Annotated in this window: 16 protein-coding genes; 4 read left to right on the forward strand and 12 right to left on the reverse strand. The window is 45.0% G+C overall.

Annotated elements, in window-relative coordinates; genetic code table 11:
* Both AC3CH3_RS10165 and AC3CH3_RS10170 read left to right on the forward strand, forming a co-directional pair.
* A complete protein-coding gene (locus AC3CH3_RS10165; protein ID WP_488537088.1) occupies nucleotides 1–1,470 on the forward strand; it encodes a Y-family DNA polymerase in 1,470 nt (489 codons plus the stop codon).
* Between the two features lie 96 nt (nucleotides 1,471–1,566).
* A complete protein-coding gene (locus AC3CH3_RS10170; protein WP_488537089.1) occupies nucleotides 1,567–4,659 on the forward strand; it encodes an error-prone DNA polymerase in 3,093 nt (1,030 codons plus the stop codon).
* 333 nt (nucleotides 4,660–4,992) lie between these two features.
* On the opposite strand, the gene AC3CH3_RS10175 is transcribed toward AC3CH3_RS10170, so the two are convergent.
* Together AC3CH3_RS10175 and mlc are read right to left on the reverse strand one after the other, a co-directional pair.
* Nucleotides 4,993–5,934: a chemotaxis protein CheV gene (locus AC3CH3_RS10175; RefSeq protein WP_017062139.1), complete on the reverse strand. Its 942-nt coding sequence runs from the start codon at nucleotides 5,932–5,934 to the stop codon at nucleotides 4,993–4,995.
* 168 nt (nucleotides 5,935–6,102) lie between these two features.
* Nucleotides 6,103–7,320: a sugar metabolism global transcriptional regulator Mlc gene (mlc, locus tag AC3CH3_RS10180; RefSeq protein ID WP_019820875.1), complete on the reverse strand. Its 1,218-nt coding sequence runs from the start codon at nucleotides 7,318–7,320 to the stop codon at nucleotides 6,103–6,105.
* Between the two features lie 319 nt (nucleotides 7,321–7,639).
* On the opposite strand from mlc, the gene pyk reads away from it, so the two are divergent.
* Nucleotides 7,640–9,088, forward strand: coding sequence for a pyruvate kinase (pyk, locus tag AC3CH3_RS10185; RefSeq protein WP_488537090.1), 1,449 nt, complete (start codon nucleotides 7,640–7,642; stop codon nucleotides 9,086–9,088).
* Between the two features lie 159 nt (nucleotides 9,089–9,247).
* Here the strand turns inward: pyk and AC3CH3_RS10190 are convergent, their stop codons facing one another.
* Nucleotides 9,248–10,462, reverse strand: coding sequence for a patatin-like phospholipase family protein (locus tag AC3CH3_RS10190; protein WP_488537091.1), 1,215 nt, complete (start codon nucleotides 10,460–10,462; stop codon nucleotides 9,248–9,250).
* Nucleotides 10,463–10,503: 41 nt separating this feature from the next.
* A complete protein-coding gene (gene cydH, locus AC3CH3_RS10195; protein ID WP_139137170.1) occupies nucleotides 10,504–10,593 on the reverse strand; it encodes a cytochrome bd-I oxidase subunit CydH in 90 nt (29 codons plus the stop codon).
* Between the two features lie 145 nt (nucleotides 10,594–10,738).
* Here cydH and AC3CH3_RS10200 point away from each other — a divergent pair, with 145 nt between their 5' ends.
* Nucleotides 10,739–11,332 carry an outer membrane beta-barrel protein gene (locus AC3CH3_RS10200; RefSeq protein ID WP_029405328.1) on the forward strand — a complete coding sequence of 198 codons (594 nt, stop codon included), beginning with the start codon at nucleotides 10,739–10,741 and terminating at the stop codon, nucleotides 11,330–11,332.
* A 94-nt stretch (nucleotides 11,333–11,426) separates the two neighbouring features.
* Here the strand turns inward: AC3CH3_RS10200 and AC3CH3_RS10205 are convergent, their stop codons facing one another.
* The 8 genes from AC3CH3_RS10205 to fabF form a co-directional block, all read right to left on the reverse strand.
* Complete coding sequence (locus tag AC3CH3_RS10205) at nucleotides 11,427–11,831, reverse strand: hypothetical protein (protein WP_488537092.1); 405 nt, start codon at nucleotides 11,829–11,831, stop codon at nucleotides 11,427–11,429.
* 229 nt (nucleotides 11,832–12,060) lie between these two features.
* Complete coding sequence (ptsG, locus tag AC3CH3_RS10210; protein WP_017062145.1) at nucleotides 12,061–13,491, reverse strand: PTS glucose transporter subunit IIBC; 1,431 nt, start codon at nucleotides 13,489–13,491, stop codon at nucleotides 12,061–12,063.
* Between the two features lie 445 nt (nucleotides 13,492–13,936).
* Nucleotides 13,937–14,704 (reverse strand): TatD family hydrolase, encoded by a 768-nt coding sequence (locus AC3CH3_RS10215; RefSeq protein WP_488537093.1) that lies wholly within the window; start codon nucleotides 14,702–14,704, stop codon nucleotides 13,937–13,939.
* Nucleotides 14,695–15,660, reverse strand: coding sequence for a DNA polymerase III subunit delta' (locus AC3CH3_RS10220; RefSeq protein ID WP_102530181.1), 966 nt, complete (start codon nucleotides 15,658–15,660; stop codon nucleotides 14,695–14,697). Before AC3CH3_RS10220 ends, AC3CH3_RS10215 begins: the two co-directional genes overlap by 10 nt.
* Before the next feature lie 6 nt (nucleotides 15,661–15,666).
* On the reverse strand, nucleotides 15,667–16,299 hold the full coding sequence (gene tmk / locus AC3CH3_RS10225; protein WP_488537094.1) for a dTMP kinase: 633 nt from the start codon (nucleotides 16,297–16,299) through the stop codon (nucleotides 15,667–15,669).
* A gap of 10 nt (nucleotides 16,300–16,309) precedes the next feature.
* Entirely contained in the window at nucleotides 16,310–17,326 is a 1,017-nt protein-coding gene (gene mltG, locus AC3CH3_RS10230) for an endolytic transglycosylase MltG (protein ID WP_488537095.1), read from the reverse strand.
* Nucleotides 17,323–18,201, reverse strand: coding sequence for an aminodeoxychorismate lyase (gene pabC, locus AC3CH3_RS10235; RefSeq protein WP_488537096.1), 879 nt, complete (start codon nucleotides 18,199–18,201; stop codon nucleotides 17,323–17,325). The genes mltG and pabC overlap by 4 nt, the downstream gene beginning before the upstream one ends.
* Nucleotides 18,202–18,305: 104 nt before the next feature.
* Entirely contained in the window at nucleotides 18,306–19,550 is a 1,245-nt protein-coding gene (fabF, locus tag AC3CH3_RS10240; RefSeq protein ID WP_010437291.1) for a beta-ketoacyl-ACP synthase II, read from the reverse strand.
* Nucleotides 19,551–19,615: the final 65 nt, after the last annotated feature.

The following is a 19,615-nucleotide window of genomic DNA, read 5'->3' on the forward strand; positions in this document are numbered from 1 at the left end:
ATGTTGTGGCTTTATCTGCACTTTCCGTCTCTGCAGTTGGATACCTTGTTTAACTCTAATGAATTGGGTTCGAACGAAGACTCACGCGAGCAACCTATTATCATCGTGGATGAAAAAGATCACCGTGTACTGCAAGCGAACCCAGCTGCGCTGCAATCGGGAATTTCGCTTGGTATGGGCTTAGGGTCTGCGGCGGCGCTTTGCCATCACTTACACGTCCACCCTTACAGTATTGAACTGGAGAAAAGTAAGCTCAAAGAGATCGCTCAATGGGCGTATCTAATCACTTCCGACATGGCGTTATTGCCACCTAATGGTTTGCTGATTAAAGCCTCTAACATGCTGTCACTTTACGACGGGCTAGATAACTACTGGCATGAGCTCAAAAGCCACTTAGAAACGCTCAATATCCAGTTCAGCTTTGCCACAGGTTATTCGCCGCTTTCTGCAATCCTTTTGGGCAAGCAAGCCATCAACCAAGCGACGAACAATGTTGAGCAGATGAAAGCTTGGATAAGTAAGCAGACGCTGAGTTCAAGCGAGCTACCAACTAAGCAAGTTGAACGCCTAAATCGTGTTGGTATTAATGTCGTAGAAGACCTATTAAAGCTGCCTTTGCAAGAGGTCGCGCGCCGCTTTGATATCGACTTGGTGAACTATGTGGGTCGTCTTAATGGGCAGTTCAAGCACCCTATTGATTTCTATCATCCACCAGAGAGTTTCCAACAATATTTGGAGCTGCTGTTTGATATTGAAAACATTCTATTTATCGAAAAGCCACTACTGAAATTGTTGAACCAACTGGAATGCTTTTTGAAGCTACGTGACCGAGTAGCTTTTGAGTTAACGCTAACTCTGCACCTTAGGGATAAAGACGATCACCCTGTCTCTTTCTATTCGGCGCAGGGCGATTATCTTGCTAGCAAATGGGCGAACCTAACGCATCTCACCTTAGAGTCACTGAAGATCACAGCCCCCGTTCAAGGGCTCACTCTCTCGTTAACTCGTCATGGTGAGCCTCAAATGGACTACCATGATCTTTTCGATGGTAATACCGGAACACTTGCCGCGTTAGATTTGCTCTCACTACTGCAAGCAAAGCTTGGGCAAGCCTGCATTCAAACACCGAAAATACAGCACGACCCAAGGCCAGAAAAGGCCAATCAGTATTCGATCCCCACACTAAGTAAGTCTGTGGCAAAGAGACAAACGCCCACAGGGTTCGAGCAACAAGCCACTGCTTTCAACATCAACCAACAACGACTCAGGCCCAGTATTTTACTGCCAGAGCCCGAAGCCTTAACCGAAAGCGTCACCTTATCTCAAGGCCCTGAGCGCATTGTGTCTGGCTGGTGGGACGGAGAGAAAGTCATTCGTGACTACTTTATTGCTCACAGTGAAAACGGCCGCAGATTATGGGTATTTAGAACGCCAGATAAACAATGGTTTTTGCACGGTTTATTTAGCTAGCCGTAAGGCTGTTTGGTAAGTCGTTCTTACCACTTGTTCCATTTAAACGTCCCTTTTCAATCATGTTCACTCGCAATGGTTAAGTGAGATTACGTTATGTCTCAGAAATATTCAGAGCTCTTCTGTCAAAGTAATTACTCCTTCCTTGAGGGAGCCTCACACGCAGAGGAGCTTGTTTTACAGGCCGACTTCTTACGTTACAAAGCCCTTGCGGTCACCGACGAGTGCTCGGTCGCGGGCATCGTCAAGGTTCACTCTGCAATCAAGCAACATAAACTGTCGCTCAAGCAAATTGTCGGGAGCATGTTTTGGCTAAATGACGAGTGCCAAGTGGTTTTGCTATGCCCAAACAGACAAGCCTATGCCGAGCTGTGCCGTATTATTACCAACGCGAGACGTCGTAGCAGTAAGGGACATTATCAGCTCTCTGAGTGGGATATCATGTCGGCTAAGCACTGCTTTATTCTTTGGCTTCCTCAACAAAAAAATGAAGACGCGCATTGGGGGCAATGGCTTTCTCAACATCATTCAGGTCGATTGTGGATCGGCTTACAACGACACTTAAAGCAAACCGACCAGCAATACACAGATTACTGCGTTGAGCTGTCACAACATCATCAACTGCCGATTACAGCTTGTGGTGGCGTGCTGATGCACAACGCGAATCGCTTACCATTACAGCACTCACTCACTGCGATAAAGTACCAAAAAACCATTACCGAAGTGGGCAGTCACTTACTGGCGAATGCCGAGCGCTGTTTACGGAGTATCAATAAGCTCTCTCATATATTCAAAACTGAGTGGCTAGAAGAGAGCAACCGTATCGCTGAGTTATGTGAATTTGATTTAGATAGCTTGCGCTACGAATATCCCAGTGAGCTGATTCCTCAAGGTGAAACACCCATGAGTTATCTGCGCATGTTGGTCGAAAAAGGAAAACAGACTCGCTTCCCACAAGGTGTACCTAACGACATCCAACAGATCATAGAGAAAGAATTGGGGTTAATTGGCGAGCTTGACTACCCTTTCTTTTTTCTCACCATTCATGACATCGTGATGTTTGCCAAAAGCCAAGGCATTCTTTACCAAGGTCGAGGTTCAGCGGCCAATTCCGTAGTCTGTTATTGCTTAGAAATCACCTCTGTCGACCCAAGGCAAATCTCGGTGCTATTTGAACGTTTCATCAGTAAAGAGCGCGATGAGCCGCCTGATATTGATGTCGATTTTGAACATGAACGCCGTGAAGAAGTCATCCAATACATCTACCAAAAATACGGTAGAGAAAGGGCCGCGCTTGCTGCAACGGTCATTTCTTATCGCTTTAAAAGTGCGGTAAGAGATGTTGGTAAAGCGTTAGGGCTACAAGAAACTCAGCTCGACTACTTCATCAAGAACACCAACCGCAGAGACAAAAGCCTAGGTTGGCAGGCTCAATTAACTCAATTGGGGCTGCAACCGGACTCCTTAAAAGGTCAGCAGTTTATCCACTTAGTGAATGAAATCATCGGCTTTCCACGTCATCTTTCTCAGCATGTGGGCGGCTTCGTGATCTCTTCTGGTCCCTTGTATGAATTGGTTCCTGTCGAGAATGCGGCAATGCACGATCGCACCATTATTCAATGGGATAAAGATGACCTTGAAACCTTGGGGCTACTTAAAGTGGATGTACTTGCACTTGGTATGCTGTCTGCGATTAGAAAATGCTTCGACCTGATCAAGCGTATTCATGGCCGCTCGTTAACGATCGCGGAGATCACTCGCCTTAAGGATGATCCTCAGGTTTACGGCATGATTCAGCGAGCAGACACGGTAGGGATATTCCAAATTGAGTCACGCGCGCAAATGAGTATGTTGCCAAGGCTTAAACCAAGAACTTATTACGACCTAGTGATTCAAATCGCTATCGTACGCCCAGGTCCTATTCAGGGCGATATGGTGCATCCGTTTCTCAAGCGTCGAGATGGCATTGAGCCAATCAGTTATCCATCTAAAGATGTGGAATCGGTATTGTCGCGCACCTTAGGGGTGCCGATATTCCAGGAGCAAGTGATCAAACTCGCGATGGTGGCCGCAGGGTTTACTGGTGGTGAAGCGGATCAACTCAGACGCGCCATGGCCGCTTGGAAGAAAAATGGCAACGTCTTTAAGTTTAAAAACAAACTCATCGAAGGAATGCAAAAGCGCGGCTATGAGACAGAGTTTGCTGAGCAGATCTTTAAACAGATATGCGGCTTTGGCGAGTACGGTTTTCCTGAAAGCCACTCGGCTTCGTTTGCGGTGTTAGCGTATTGCTCCGCTTGGTTGAAATGCTATTACCCTCAATGTTTCTATGCTTCTCTGTTGAATAGCCAACCGATGGGGTTTTATAGCCCCTCACAGTTAGTACAGGACGCACAACGACATAATGTGGTGATACTTCCGGTATGCGTGAACGCTTCTCAAAACGACCACACGGTTGTCTCTCATCAGAATGGTTTAGCGATTCGCTTAGGACTGCGACAAATCAAAGGATTCAGCGAGCATGGGATTCAAAGCGTGCTCGCCAATCGTCCTCAATCCGGTTATCGCCACCCTAGCCAGGTGAAACAGTTATCGATGAATAAGAAAGACATCGAGCTACTGGCATCAGCTAATGCGCTACATAACGTTTCTGGAGACCGCTTCCAGACTCGCTGGGCGATCATGGACTCAGCGTCTGATTTACCTCTGTTTAGCCAAGCCTATGACGATGCTGAGGCAGGACATGACGAACATACACTGCACAAACCCAATGAGATGCAAGATCTACTCGAAGACTTCACCAGTGTCGGAATTTCATTGAACAAGCACCCCATCACTTTGCTCGAAGAAGCAGGACGATTAGGTCGATTCACACACATGAAAGATTTAATACAGCAAAGACACAAATCTATGGTCACCGTTGTCGGATTAGTCACAGGCAAACAATCTCCCGGAACCGCGGCAGGTGTCACCTTTGTCACGCTAGAAGATAGCACTGGTAATATTAATGTCGTGGTATGGGGAGCAACCGCGCGCGCTCAACAGCAAGCTTATCTCACAGCCAAGGCGTTAAAAGTACAAGGGATATTAGAAAAAGAAGGAGAAGTCGTGCATGTTATCGCGGGGAAACTTATCGATATTACCGATGAAATTGTTGGCTTGAAAACCAAATCTCGGGATTTTCATTAGCGAAGTACCGATAGTTCTCAATCGATCATTGGCTAAAGAAACGAGAGAAAGAGCAACGAAAAAGGGAAGCATCCGCTTCCCTTCGATTCCAATTGTTGAGTTATGACTCAACTTCAGCTTCCGTACGTCTTTTCTTAAATTCCCTATACAGTAATAAGCTCAAAGTCATAACGACTTTAGACGTTAACCATATCATTAAGAGGAACTACCTTAGATTGTGTGTGAAAAGTTACGCTAGTAGTTGAGCATATTTCGTTAAGAAAAATATGCTGTGTGAATGTTAGCAAACGTTTTCTATAAGGTCACTCAAAACAAACCGTACAGCAGCATTAATTATAAAATCTGACGCATTCGCTCTTGAGTAACTTCAACCAAGAGGTCTGGCTGGAACTTAGAAATAAAGCGGTTACACCCTACTTTCTCAACCATAGCTTCATTAAAACTTCCACTTAATGAAGTGTTTAGCGTAATAAACAGGTCATGCATTCTAGGGTCAGTACGTACTTCGTGTGTCAGCTTGTAGCCGTCCATTTCAGGCATTTCAGCATCGGTGATCATCAACAATATTTCTTGATTGATGTCTTTGCCTTCATCACACCAGCCCTTAAGTAAGGTCAGTGCTTCTAAGCCATCACAACACTCAATAATGTTCAAACCAAGCTGCGACAAGGTGCCTTTAATTTGGTTACGCGCTGTTGAAGAGTCATCAACGATAAGCACATTACGTCCTATCATCTCCTGAGCTAATTGTTCATCTAAAACGCCTTCAGAGATCGAGACATCGTAATCAATGATCTCAGCCAGCACTTTCTCAACATCGATGATCTCGACGATCTTGTGCTGCTCTTCTTCTTGAATATGCGTGATAGCGGTTAGGTAATTTGCGCGACCTGTTGTCTTTGGCGGCGGTTGGATTTCTGTCCATGTCGTGTTCACGATATTACGAACTTGCCCAACCAAGAAACCTTGTACGGTTCGGTTGTATTCCGTAATGATCAAGTTACTTTCTTGAGATTCCGCACGAGATGGTGGAAAGCCAATGGCACTGCGTAAATCGATAACAGGCACCGATTCACCACGTAAAGACGCAACACCCGTAATATGATGATGAGAGCCCGGTAAGCGAGTGAGTACTGGCACTTTGAGGACTTCTTTCACTTTAAATACGTTAATCGCAAATAGTTGACGACTATTTAAGCTGAATAACAAGAGTTCCAGACGGTTTTCACCGACCAGTTTGGTTCTCTGATCAACCGAATTTAAAACGCCAGACATACAACACCTTAGTGACAAATAATAACTGTGGCTACAATAGCCTACTTCAATAGGTTAAAGCAAAGCGCCAATGCACAGAATGCTTAAACTAAGTACAACAAATGATGTTATACAAAGCTTAAGTACATGGAAAGGTTCAGGGTAAGGCTACAAGACGAGAAAAAGGGGTTAACCTTCAATAACTTTCATTAACAGTTGGCCATCGTATAAGGCCTGCTTGATGAGCGCAGCACCTGGCATGGTTGCCTGCTTATAAAAACGAGATTCCACCAGCTCTAAGTCTTTATGGTAAACCGATAGACTCTGCTCTTCGATACACTTTTGAATCGCCGGGTATAACACGCTCTTCGCCTGATTGATAACACCACCCACCAAGATTTTCTCTGGGTTGAATAGGTTAATCACAATCGCAATCGCAGAACCTAAGTAACGACCTAACTGTTCAATCACTTCAACAGCCAACGGATCCCCATTAGCAGCCGCAGCACAGATCTGCTCAATAGTGACATCTTCAAACACCGTTAGCGTTGATTCTTCACCATTTGCCAGTCGCTCTTTGACTTGCTCACGGATTGCCTGAGAACTCGCCACCGTTTCTAAACAGCCTCGATTTCCACAGTGGCAAAGCTTGCCTTCCTTATCGATCTGGATATGCCCCAACTCACCGATGTTACCGTGACGTCCTTGCAGAACGCGACCATCAAGAATGATCCCGGCACCTAAACCGTGGTGAATCGAGATAAGAACAGAGTTGTCGTTGTCTTGTGAGTTACCAAACAGCTTCTCTGCTAATGCCCACGCTCGGGTATCATTGGCAATAAAAACTGGCAAACCGGTTTCTTTGTAGATCTCCGGCCCCAACGCTAAGTTTTCAACGTTGTAGTGCGGCATCTGCAACACAATACCTTGCTCTGAATTCACCAGACCTGGCAGTGTGATAGCGATACTCGTCACCCTGTCGAGTTGCTCGGCATAGGTTTGGAAGAACTCATCGATTTCATGGAGAAGACGCGCAAGCACATCATCTTGATCACGTTCATGGATATCAATCTTGGTATCGATAAGTACATCGCCGCCCAATTCATGGAGCGCGATCGTCAAGTATCCACGACCAAGACGCATCGACAAAAACTGCCAACCTTCGTTATTGGTTTGCAGACCGACAGCAGGACGCCCACGAGTCGTGGCTTCTTGAACCGTCGTTTCGTGAATAAGGTGAGCTTCAATGAGTTCACGGGTAATTTTAGTAATACTCGCCGGAGCCAACTCACTTTGCTTGGACAGATCGATACGAGAAATAGGACCTTTAAGGTCAATTAGTTTATATACACGACCAGCATTGACCTGTTTGATATGATCAATATGGCCCGGTTGAGCCATGTACATTTTACGCTCCAGAAATCATCAACGAGGTAATTTTTTTACTTTGCGAAGTAATTGTGAAGTCACTTGGTATATCGCCGTGACCAGTATCACGTATATACATGAATCTTTGTGTATCGAGTCAAATAGTTCGAGGAAAATTAACACCCACATCGATAATTTGCGACTTAATTTTCAGAATAAAACATCGCGTTTGAGCCCTGAATTCAATAATTAAAGGCAAATCAAGAAATATCCTCCTAGCTCCCAATAAATTATCAATTAATGCATATACTTAATTCAGTCTTTCAAAAGATTACTTGGCCTCACTCTAGGAGTATTCATGACAGCCGAATTAAGAAAAACGAAAATCGTCACAACGCTTGGCCCTTCTACTGATAAAGGTAACGTGCTTGAAGAGATAATCAAAGCCGGTGCCAATATCGTTCGTATGAACTTCTCTCACGGCACCAGCGACGACCATATACAACGCGCAGAAAACGTCCGAGCGATAGCAAAAAGGCTCGGCACTCAAATCGCTATTCTCGGAGACTTACAAGGTCCCAAGATTCGTGTGTCGACATTCAAAGATGGCAAAATTCAACTTGCCGTAGGTGACCTATTTACTCTCGACAGCAGCCTAGGTTTAGGTGAAGGCAATCAAGAAGCCGTTGGCCTTGATTACAAAGAACTGCCTAACGACGTATCCGCCGGCGATATCCTGTTGCTTGACGATGGTCGTGTTCAACTCAAAGTAACCAAAGTAGAAGGCTGTCGCGTTCATACCGAAGTCATCATTGGCGGCCCACTCTCAAATAACAAAGGCATCAACAAAAAAGGTGGTGGCCTTTCCGCAGAAGCGCTAACAGAAAAAGACAAGCGCGACATCGTCACCGCCGCACAAATCAAAGTGGATTACCTAGCGGTGTCTTTCCCTCGTAATGGTGAAGACATGCACTATGCTCGTCAGCTTGCACGAGAAGCCGGCTTAGAAGCTCACCTCGTCGCAAAAGTGGAGCGAGCAGAGACAGTAGCTACAGTTGAGAACATGGATGACATCATAATGGCCTCAGATGTGGTCATGGTGGCTCGTGGTGACCTCGGAGTGGAAATTGGCGATCCTGAGTTAGTCGGAGTACAAAAACAGCTTATACGCCGTGCCAGAGCGCTTAACCGAACTGTCATCACCGCAACTCAGATGATGGAATCAATGATTTCTGCGCCAATGCCAACCCGTGCCGAAGTTATGGATGTTGCCAACGCCGTACTCGATGGCACCGATGCTGTGATGCTGTCTGGTGAAACTGCAGCTGGTGACTACCCAGTCGAGACCGTAAAATCGATGGCTGAAGTCTGTATTGGTGCGGAAAAAATGGCAGGCATTAATAACCAATCCAATTACCGTATTGACCGCACCTTTGTTACTGCCGAAGAAACCGTTTCGATGGCGACCATCTACTCTGCGAACCATATGGAAGGCATTAAAGGCGTTGTCACTCTCACCGAGTCAGGCCGCACTGCACTGATGATGTCTCGCCTAAGTGCCGACATGCCGATCTACGCGCTGTCTCGTAACGAAGGAACGCTTAATCGCTGTACCTTATACCGAGGTGTGACACCTATCTACTTCGAGACAGAAGCTGAAGACAGCTTTGACATCGCACTATCTACACTCACTTGCCTGAAAGAAAAAGGACACCTTAAGTTTGGTGACCTAGTGATCGTCACTCAAGGCGACATTATGGATGTAGCAGGGTCAACCAACTGTATGAGAATCTTGCCTGTCACCTAATATTTGACCTTAAGGCGAAACGATTCGCCTAATCTCAAAAACTTAAAAGGGTTATCGAACCAAGTTCAATAACCCTTTTTCATTTCAGAACACGACTCACTACAATCTGCTTAAACAGCATAACGAGCTCACAGCATGCTAGCTCATCAACTTCGAGAATTACTTGCCAGCAGCAATGGTGGCTAACTGTGGCATATGAGAATTGCGAGCGTTTTCCGTTGAGGTATAGGTTTCCACAAATCGGTAACCGGCTTCTAAGCCCATTTCGTAATCGTGCAACAGGTCTTCTTTGTCGCTCATTAATGAACTCGATTTTAGTGGCTGACTTGGCGCTATCTGAACCACAAACGCGTCGTCTGGTGGCGAATTCAAAAAATCCTGAGTCAATGAGTAGGTCTGATAATGCACCATTAGCGTGTCAGCCAAGCCTGAATCAAACTTATCTCCGATTAAATGACTTACGCGATAAATATCATCTGCACCAAATAGCCAGCGACCACCGTTCAGCAGGTCTAAATGCCCACGGTCACGCTTCTGCTCTTTTGAGCGCATAATTTGTTGTTGGAAGAAAGAGGTCCAGTCGGTTTTCCACTGTTCCACTTTCTGTTGCCAATGACCTTGAACACTGTCAAAAGATTCGCGGAACCACTCCAGTTCTTCGGCAGAGATTGGTTTAGGCGCTTTGACTGAAGATCCCTTAACTGGTGCTTCAACCAAATGGGTATTACCTTCCTCCACCACTGGCTCAGTACGAATCACCACAATAGAACGGGCTTGTCTTCGCCACGCTTCCTGAACCGGGATACACGCCGATACACCACCGTCCACATAAGCACTGTCACCAATAAAGACTTCATCATTGTACAAACGAGGAATGGCGCAGGTCGCAATCATCACCTTGTACCAATCTTCGCCCAATAATGGGAAGTAGTGGTCTCGTAAGTCTTTGGAATCCGTTACAGCTGCATAGAAGTGGCGATCGCCTAGCGTTTGTCGCCCTAAATCCAGATCGAGCTTATATGGGTAAGCCATAATTTGTTCTAGCGCCCATTCTAATCCTAGGTTCTTTCTGTATCGTATATAGGAAAAGAGATTGAAGAACTCGGGAGAGGTTGTGAGGTCAAGAACAAAAGAACGTCCAAGGCCTTTATCACGGCACAGATAAGCACATAAGTTGAGAGCACCTGCTGAGGTACCAAAAAATTCGTCGAAGGGGTCAAAATTTGAGAGAAGAAAGGCATCCAGCACTCCAGAAGTAAAAATACTTCTCTGTCCGCCACCTTGAGCGACCAGTGCTGTTTTTCCAGCAATAAACTTAGCGTAATAATCCAAGTCTATTGCTGTATCAATATTGGTTATAATCCCACTATTCATTATTCCCTGAGTATCAAAACTCAGCCTCGCAATAGATGGTATTAACTACCAATCGCAATAAAGCCAAATGAAAGAATGATCACGTAGATAAACACGGTAATTTGTAGGGCATTTTTCAGATTATGGTCCATAGACACCTCTGGCTTATTATTAATTTGTCGAGTCTCTATTTAAGTACTATCAGGTGTGTGAAGTATCTTCAAGAATCGTCGAAATTAGTCGCACAATATTGATGTAACCATCACAATTAGTAAGTGTATGGATAAGGATATACTCATGAATAACAAAGCAAATATGATGGCACTGATTACGCTTCTCTCCGTTTCAAGCGCGTATGCTTCGCCGGAGATCATCATTACACCTATGGTAGGTTATACCGGCGGTGGCAGTGTCGAAGACCAGGACGGTAAAACCTATGACATGAAAGGCTCTGAAAACTACACCTTTGCCATTGAAACGCCACTTGAAAAAGGACGTATCGGCTTCTTCTATTCCAATCAGAGCTCGGAATTAGAAACACTCAACCTAAGCTCCTCCATCCAATACCTGCACCTTCAAAGCAGCATCTACTACCCAGCTTCGCCTGTGTTGTCGGGTTATCTAGGGTTAGGTCTTGGTGCTTCTTACGTCGATGTAGACTGGGCAAAGGATAAGTATGGATTCTCAACTTCTATCTTTGGCGGCTTAGAGTACAAATTTAGTGACCGACTAGCGTTGAACACACAAGTACGTTGGCTGGGTACAGTTGTCGATAACGATACCTCCGGCGTTTGTAACATCCCAAGTAACGGCCAAGAGTGCATCATTCGTTTTGATACCGACTGGATGAACCAATTCCAAGCCAATGTCGGACTGAGTTTTACTTTCTAAGCGGCTCAATGAAGCAAAAAATATAAGATCGGCCCAAATGAAAAAACCAGCTAAATGCTGGTTTTTTTCATTATTAAAGCGGTTTTAGTTCAGGTTAGAACTTATAGGTAACACCTAAAGCGCCGCCCACTTGCAACTCAACACCTTTATACATATCGAGTTCAGGGTGAACTTGAGCGTAAGCATTCCAACCTTCGTAGAAATTCACTTTCACGCCTAATGGCAAGCGTAAGCCAAAGTCGTCATTCCATTCAGCCCAAGCACCAGCACCAACGTACCAGCTCAACGGAGCTTCAGTTTCGAACTGACCACGTTTCAAAATGTAATCAAATGCAGCGCCGTCATTACCAATCGTAGCACGGTATTTCTGATCAAATTCCACAACGACACTCAGGTCTTGGTCAATGGCAAGTCCAACTTCTAAAGCTGGAGCTTCAGAAGCGTGAGCAAACGAGGCTCCGCTGTAGCACATAAGGCCGATCAAGTAACGATGTTTCATAATATTCTCAGACTGTGTTTAAAAGCGGTAGTTTACTGGAATAATAACGAAAGGTGTCATCGCTAGGTAAAAGATAAAAGATATGAAAAATTTGAGAACGAACATCAGCACATCGAGTCGAACGGTAACTCTCTGAGTTAAAACAGATTAAAGACAGGAAAGTCTTTCATAAAGCAGAAAACAAAAAAGGAGGCCTTTCGGCCTCCTTTCAATTTATTGAATCAGAGAATTAACCGTTGTTACGGATCCACTCATCCATGTCTGTCTTAAGGTTGTCAGACTTAGTACCGAAGATAGCTTGTACGCCACCAGCAACTACAACAACACCTGCTGCGCCTAGTTTCTTCAGTTTGTCTTGGTCAACAAGAGCTGTATCAGCTACTGCAACACGTAGACGAGTAATACAAGCGTCAAGACCAGTGATGTTCGCTTTGCCACCGAATGCAGCAACTAGCTCACCAGCAAGTTCAGAACCAGTCGCAACTGACTCTTCTTCAGTCTCGTCTTCACGGCCTGGAGTTTTAAGGTCTAGAGCTTTAATCACAGTGCGGAATACGATGTAGTAAATTGCAGCGTAAGCAATACCACATACAACCATTAGGCCCATCTTAGACGCGTTGCCAGATAGAACTAGGAAGTCGATTAGACCGTGTGAGAAAGATGTACCGTGTACAAAACCTAGAGTGTTCGCAAGAACGTATGCAGAACCAGCTAGTAGAGCGTGGATTGCGTACAGTACTGGAGCAACGAATAGGAAAGAGAATTCGATTGGTTCAGTGATACCCGTTAGGAATGAAGTCAACGCAGCAGAAGCCATGATGCCCATTACTTTAGCGCGGTTTTCAGGCTTAGCTGAGTGTGCAATCGCGATTGCAGCAGCAGGTAGACCGAACATCTTGAACATGTAACCACCAGCTAGCTGACCGAAGCCATTGCCCGCTGCACGAGATGCGTCATCAGCAACTAGGTAACAAGTAAGAACACCGTTTTGAGTTTCGCCAGCAGCGTTTACACAAGTACCAGCTTCAAAGAAGAAAGGTACGTTCCAAACGTGGTGAAGACCAAATGGAATTAGAGAACGCTCAACGATACCGTAGATACCAAACGCTACTTGTGGGTTTTGGTGAGCAGCCCAATCAGAGAACGCAGAGATAGCGCCGCCAACTGGTGGCCATACTACAGATAGTAGGATTGCTAGACCAATCGCAGAGAAACCTGTGATGATTGGCACAGCACGCTTACCAGCGAAGAAGCCAAGGTACTCTGGTAGTTGAATACGGAAGAAACGGTTGAATGCCCAAGCAGCAACACCACCGACTAGGATACCACCTAGTACACCAGTATCGATTTTATCAACGCCCATTACACCAGCCATTACGCCAAGTGTAGCAGTCATGATGCCGTAACCAACGATAGCAGCTAGACCAGCCACACCATCGTTGTTAGTAAAGCCAAGTGCAACACCTACTGCGAACAGTAGTGCCATTTGACCAAATACTGAACCACCAGCTTGTTCCATTAAGTTTGAAACGATTTCTGGAATGAAAGGAAGATCTGCTGCACCGACACCTAGCAAAATACCCGCAACTGGTAAAACTGATACTGGAAGCATCAGAGACTTACCAACTTTCTGCAGGCTAGCAAAAAGGTTCTTAAACATATTTATGCTCCTGATAAAGATAAAATAATTATATTGGGTTCTAACGGCACACCCCCGTAGCCTATATGTTAGCACCCTGCGAAAATGTAACCATGTATTGCATTATATTTTCTGCCGCTAAATATATATTGATGGGGAACTAACTTTCTAGTCACTTACGAAATTTAGTTTCAAAACACGTCTTGGATCACATGTCAAATCTAGAAATGCAATGCTTTACAATTATTTAATTAATTGAAATACATGGATATTTTTCAAGAGCCCTATTATTTTACTGGGTAAATAAAATAGGAGCTAATGTTATTTTTAGTAACAAAATTACAAATGTTATAATTAGCGCTCTCAAGTTCAACATAATTCGTAAACATTAAAAAAAAACGCATTTTTGGTGATCAAAAACACAAAAAGGGAGCTTTCGCTCCCTTTTATTTGTTTAGTTAGATTTTTATCGCAAAAAAAGTTTCTGGTAATTTTTGGTCGTTTGTTCAGCAACCTCTTTCATCGACATACCTTTTAATTGCGCAATATAGGCCGCCACTTCCACGACATATGCAGGTTGATTCTGCTTCCCACGATATGGAATTGGCGCTAAATATGGAGAATCTGTCTCGATCAATAGCCTATCGAGAGGAAGCTTCCTAACAACTTCTTTGAGTTCTGTAGCTTGTTTGAAGGTCACAATACCTGAAATTGAGATATAAAAACCTAACTCCATTGCCGCTTCAGCGAACGCTTGATCTTCAGTAAAGCAATGAATAACACCACCACACATCTCAGCTCCGCCATCACGTAAAATAGCCAATGTGTCTTCACGTGCGTTACGAGTGTGGATGATCAAAGGTTTATTAAGCTCAACGGCCAATTCAACATGCTGCTTAAATCGTAGCTGTTGTAGCTCTGCAGTCTCTGGTTGATAGTGATAATCTAAACCTGTCTCACCAATCGCCACCACTTTAGGGTTACTCGCGTACTCACGCATTGTCTCTAAACAGAAATCACTTTCAACATCGAGAGGGTGAACGCCACAAGAGGCTTTAACGTTATCAAAGGGCGAGATCATCTCGAGCATATTTTCAAACGAATCCAGTGTCACACCAACAGACAACAGCTGGTCTACGTTTGCTGCCTTCGCTTTGTTCACAACGTCTTCTACGCTTGTGTGTAAATCTTGATAATCCAGTTTGTCTAAATGACAATGGGAATCTACGAACATGTTTCCTCGCAAGTGGCTATCAGCCAATTCATTATGAGTAGCTCCGTATTGAGCCCAGGGTGTTGCTTTAACTGCTCAATCAATATCAGCAGTTTATTCGATGCTGCGTAAGCACTTTGATAAGACATCACCTCAACCAGTGCTTTCGCGCTCGGAGTGATAGCCTGATTCGCCAAACCAAAATGCAGCTTCTGTACATCTGACAATAAATGCCAAAGCCAGCCAAGTTGAATCAAAGGGTCTTTGCTAAGCTCTGTCGAGAATTTTAGCATGTCAGGTTGAGTACCCTTAATGACATTAACAAAGCCATCAAGCGCTTTGGTCGAAGCCTCTACCCCACCCTGCTCAAACATCGCCTTTGCTTTTAAAGGCGCGTTGTCATTAAGCGCTAAAATATATTGTGGGACAGCCTTACCAACTTCACCATCTAACCAAGCAGACCCCACCTCCAACTGTGGGCTTACCACATTAAATTGTTGGCAACGGCTAATGATAGTCGGCATCAAACGGTTACTGTTACGAGTAGAAAGAATGAAGATACATTTGCTTGATGGCTCTTCCAGAGTTTTCAGTAGTGCGTTGGAAGCCGATTCGTTCATTGCTTCAGCAGGGTTAAGCAAGATAACGCGCAAACCACCTAACTGAGAAGACTCTTGAGCCCAACGGTTACTGGCACGCACTTGATCAACCGTGATCGACTTACCTTCTTTCTCTGGTGAGATCACATGAAAATCAGGATGACTGCCCGACTTCATCAATTCACAGCTGTGGCAAAACCCGCACGACTCGCTTTCATAGTTCGTACACATCAATGCGTCGGTAAGTTGGCTAATCAACGCATCAACGCCGAGTCCTTCCGGCGCATTAACAATTACAGAGTTAGGAAAACGCTCCGCATCGAGACTTTTTTTCCACTCACTCCATACCGGTGTGAGCCAAGAATACACTTCAGCCATGACTACCTACTGTTTATCGAGCCAAGCAGTTAGCGCGACTTTAATATCAGCGGCTACTTGCTCAATTTCTTGCTGCGCGTTAATCACAAGTACTGAATCATCTTGTTCTGCAATTTCTAGATAGCGCTCACGCGTGCGGTCGAAAAATGATATGTCCATCTTTTCAATTCTATCAAGCTCACCACGGCCTCTAGCACGCTCTAGCCCTACTCTAGGGTCTAGGTCCAAATATAGCGTTAGATCGGGTTTAAAGCCGCCTAGCGTGGTTGATTTCAGTGATTCCATAGTCGTGCGCGCGATCTGGCGACCACCTCCTTGGTATGCCTGTGAAGACATATCATGACGATCACCCAATACCCATTGACCATTGTCGAGTGCCGGCTTGATGACGCTCTCGACTAATTGAACACGTGCTGCATACATCAGCAGCAATTCAGTCATGTCTTGAAGCTTCTCGCCTTCGTGCTCTTCTTTAACCAATGAACGCATCTTTTCAGCTAAGACAGTACCACCCGGCTCGCGAGTATTAACAATATCCTCAACACCCGATGCTTTTAATGTCTCAACGATGGCATTGATTGCTGTGCTTTTGCCGGCGCCTTCAAGGCCTTCAACCACGATAAATTTCGACTGATTCATAATTATTTCTTTATCTGTTTTTTCTTAATTGCTTTAAGTAAGCTCGCACTGCACGGTTATGCTCAGTCAAACTCTTTGAAAATACGTGACCACCTGTTCCACTCGCAACGAAATACAAGTAGTTGCTCTTCTCTGGATTCAACGCCGCGTTGATAGACGCTTTGCCTGCCATAGCGATAGGTGTCGGTGGCAAGCCACTCATTGTATAGGTGTTGTAAGGCGTTGGCGTGCGTAAGTCTTTCTTACGGATGTTGCCATCGTAGCTGTCACCCATGCCATAGATAACCGTTGGATCAGTTTGCAAACGCATACGCTTGTTCAGACGGTTAACAAACACAGAAGAAACACGCTCACGTTCTGACGCAACAGCGGTCTCTTTCTCAATGATAGACGCAAGAATTAACGCTTCGTATGGCGATTTAAGAGGAAGTTTATCCGCTCGATTTTCCCACTCTTCATTCACCACGCTCATTAGGTCTCGATGCGCGCGTTTCAGTAAATCTAAATCAGTGGTGCCGTAGGTGTAGTGATACGTTTCTGCTAAAAAGAGACCTTCTAGCTTTTCGTTTTCAATACCCAACTTTTCAGCGATCTCTTTTTCAGAAACGCCATCCAACGTTTGTTGAATAAATTCGTTGTCTTTCAGCTGAACAAGCCAGTCATCAAAACGACTACCTTCAACAAAGGTAATGGTGAACTGGTGTTCTTTCCCTTCGACAAGCACCTGTAGCGCCTGCTCTAAGGTTAAACCCGGTTCAAGCAAGAAAGTACCCGCTTTTACGTCTACAAGCTCAGGATGTAACTTACGGATTAATTTCTCGTAAGGAGAAGCCTCAAACAGCCCCTCGTTAATCAACTGGGCTAAAACGCGGTTAAAGCTGCTACCTGAAGCAACAGTCACGACTTGTGGTTTTTCTAATTGAATAACTTGTTTCAGGTTATCTTGCGCTTGGTTGTAAACATAAAAACCAGCAGCACCGGCTGCGATTAAGCACAAGATAATAAAAATAAATAACTTTTTGATCACGAGTTTAGTTGTCCTTGAAGGCTACGAGTAACGGTTCCAATGTTAAATTGGGTATCACTAATACGGGTAACTGGGGCAACCCCTAAGATGGAGTTGGTCATGAAAACCTCATCAGCTTGCATGAGTTGAGATAAGCAGTAGTCACTAATTGTAACGGAAAGTTCAGCCTGATTCAGCGCGTTTAACACTTGCTTACGCATAACCCCCGCGACACCACTTTGAGTGAGTTGAGGTGTGTATATCGCCTGACCTTTACGCCAAAACAGGTTGGCCATGGTGGTTTCAATCACATTGCCCGATATATCAAGAACCACACCATCCACTTCATTAGCCTGGTCCATTTCATCTTTCATCAAAATCTGCTCAAGACGATTATTGTGCTTATGGCCAGCCAGTAGCGGAATCAAACCTAGCGCTTGATGACAGATACCGAGTTCAACACCGGAGTCTTGCCACGCTGAATAATGGCTTGGGTAATCAAAGGTACTGATGGTGATTGTAGGCTTGGCGATATTCTTAGTGCTGTAGCCACGTCCACCAGCGCCACGGCTAACGTGCAGCTTGATCCCTGCTTTTTGATTATGAGGCTTGTTTGCATTGTGGAGCTTCTTTGAACCACCAAGGCTCTTTGTGCCATGAAGAGCGCTATGTTGGATGTGTTGAAGTGCAGTATCGAGCCAAGGACTAACAACATCCCAATCAAGAGCAGAAATGCGTAGCGCTTTAAGGCATTCGTCGACACGGTGCTGATGATCGTGAAAATGTTGTATCTCACCATCACTCACGAGCATCGTCGTAAAACAGCCGTCTCCGTACTGAAACGAGCGATCCAAGATATCGACAGTTTGCTGGCTTTCTCCGTCAACCCAAAACATGTTTTTCCCCATAAAAAGAAACGGCTCAATGCTAAAGCATCAAGCCGTTTAAAAACAAGTCTAATTGTGACTATCTACGAGTGTTTACGTCTTTAATAAGATGATTAAATCTTTTTGAAGATCAAACAGCCGTTTGTACCACCGAAACCGAATGAGTTACATGCAGCATATTCCATGTTGCTAACTTCACGCGCGGTGTGAGGTACTAAATCAATATCTAAGCCTTCTTCAGGATCATCTAGGTTGATTGTTGGTGGAACAATTTGGTCAACCAGAGACATAGCCGTGATGATAGCTTCAGCAGAACCAGCAGCACCTAGAAGGTGGCCTGTCATTGATTTCGTAGAAGAAACCAATACTTGCTTGCTGCCTGCTTCGCCAAGAGCACGCTTGATGCCCTTAACTTCCGCTACGTCACCTGCAGGAGTCGAAGTACCGTGTGCGTTTACATAACCGATTTGTTCACCAGTAATGCCAGCATCACGCATAGCCGCTTCCATTGCTAGTGCGCCACCTGAGCCATCTTCACTTGGAGATGTCATGTGGTAAGCGTCACCCGACATACCGAAGCCAACTAGCTCACAGTAAATCTTAGCGCCACGAGCTTTTGCATGTTCGTACTCTTCAAGAACCATCATGCCTGCACCGTCACCAAGAACGAAGCCATCACGGCCTTTGTCCCATGGACGAGAAGCTTTTTGAGGCTCATCGTTACGAGTAGAAAGTGCTTTAGCCGCACCAAAACCGCCCATACCTAGTGGAGTTGATGCTTTTTCAGCACCACCCGCTAGCATTGCGTCAGCATCGCCGTATGCAATCATACGAGCCGCGTGACCAATGTTATGTAGGCCAGTCGTACATGCAGTAGAAATCGCGATGTTTGGACCGCGTAGGCCACGCATGATAGACATGTGACCAGCAATCATATTCACGATCGTCGACGGTACGAAGAACGGGCTAATCTTACGAGGGCCTTTTTCAGTTAGAGCCTGGTGACCGGCTTCGATCAAACCAAGACCACCAATACCAGAACCGATAGCAACACCCACACGTGGAGCGTTTTCTTCAGTAATAGTTAGGGCTGAATCATCTAAAGCTTGAATACCTGCTGCGACGCCGTACTGGATGAACAAGTCCATCTTACGAGCATCTTTTTTAGTCATATACTCTTCGCAGTTAAAGTCTTTTACTAGACCTGCAAAACGAGTTGAGAAATTGGTTGCATCAAAATGATCGATATTAACGATACCACTTTGACCAGCTAGCAGGGCTTTCCAAGAAGATTCTACAGTGTTGCCTACCGGTGACAACATACCCATGCCAGTGACAACTACACGACGCTTGGACACGATTTTACACTCCGGAGATTGAGGTGATTTAAGATGAGGATAGATGAGTTAGATAAAACACAGGC

The sequence above is a fragment of the Vibrio sp. QJM3NY_35 genome (genome assembly GCF_057785915.1).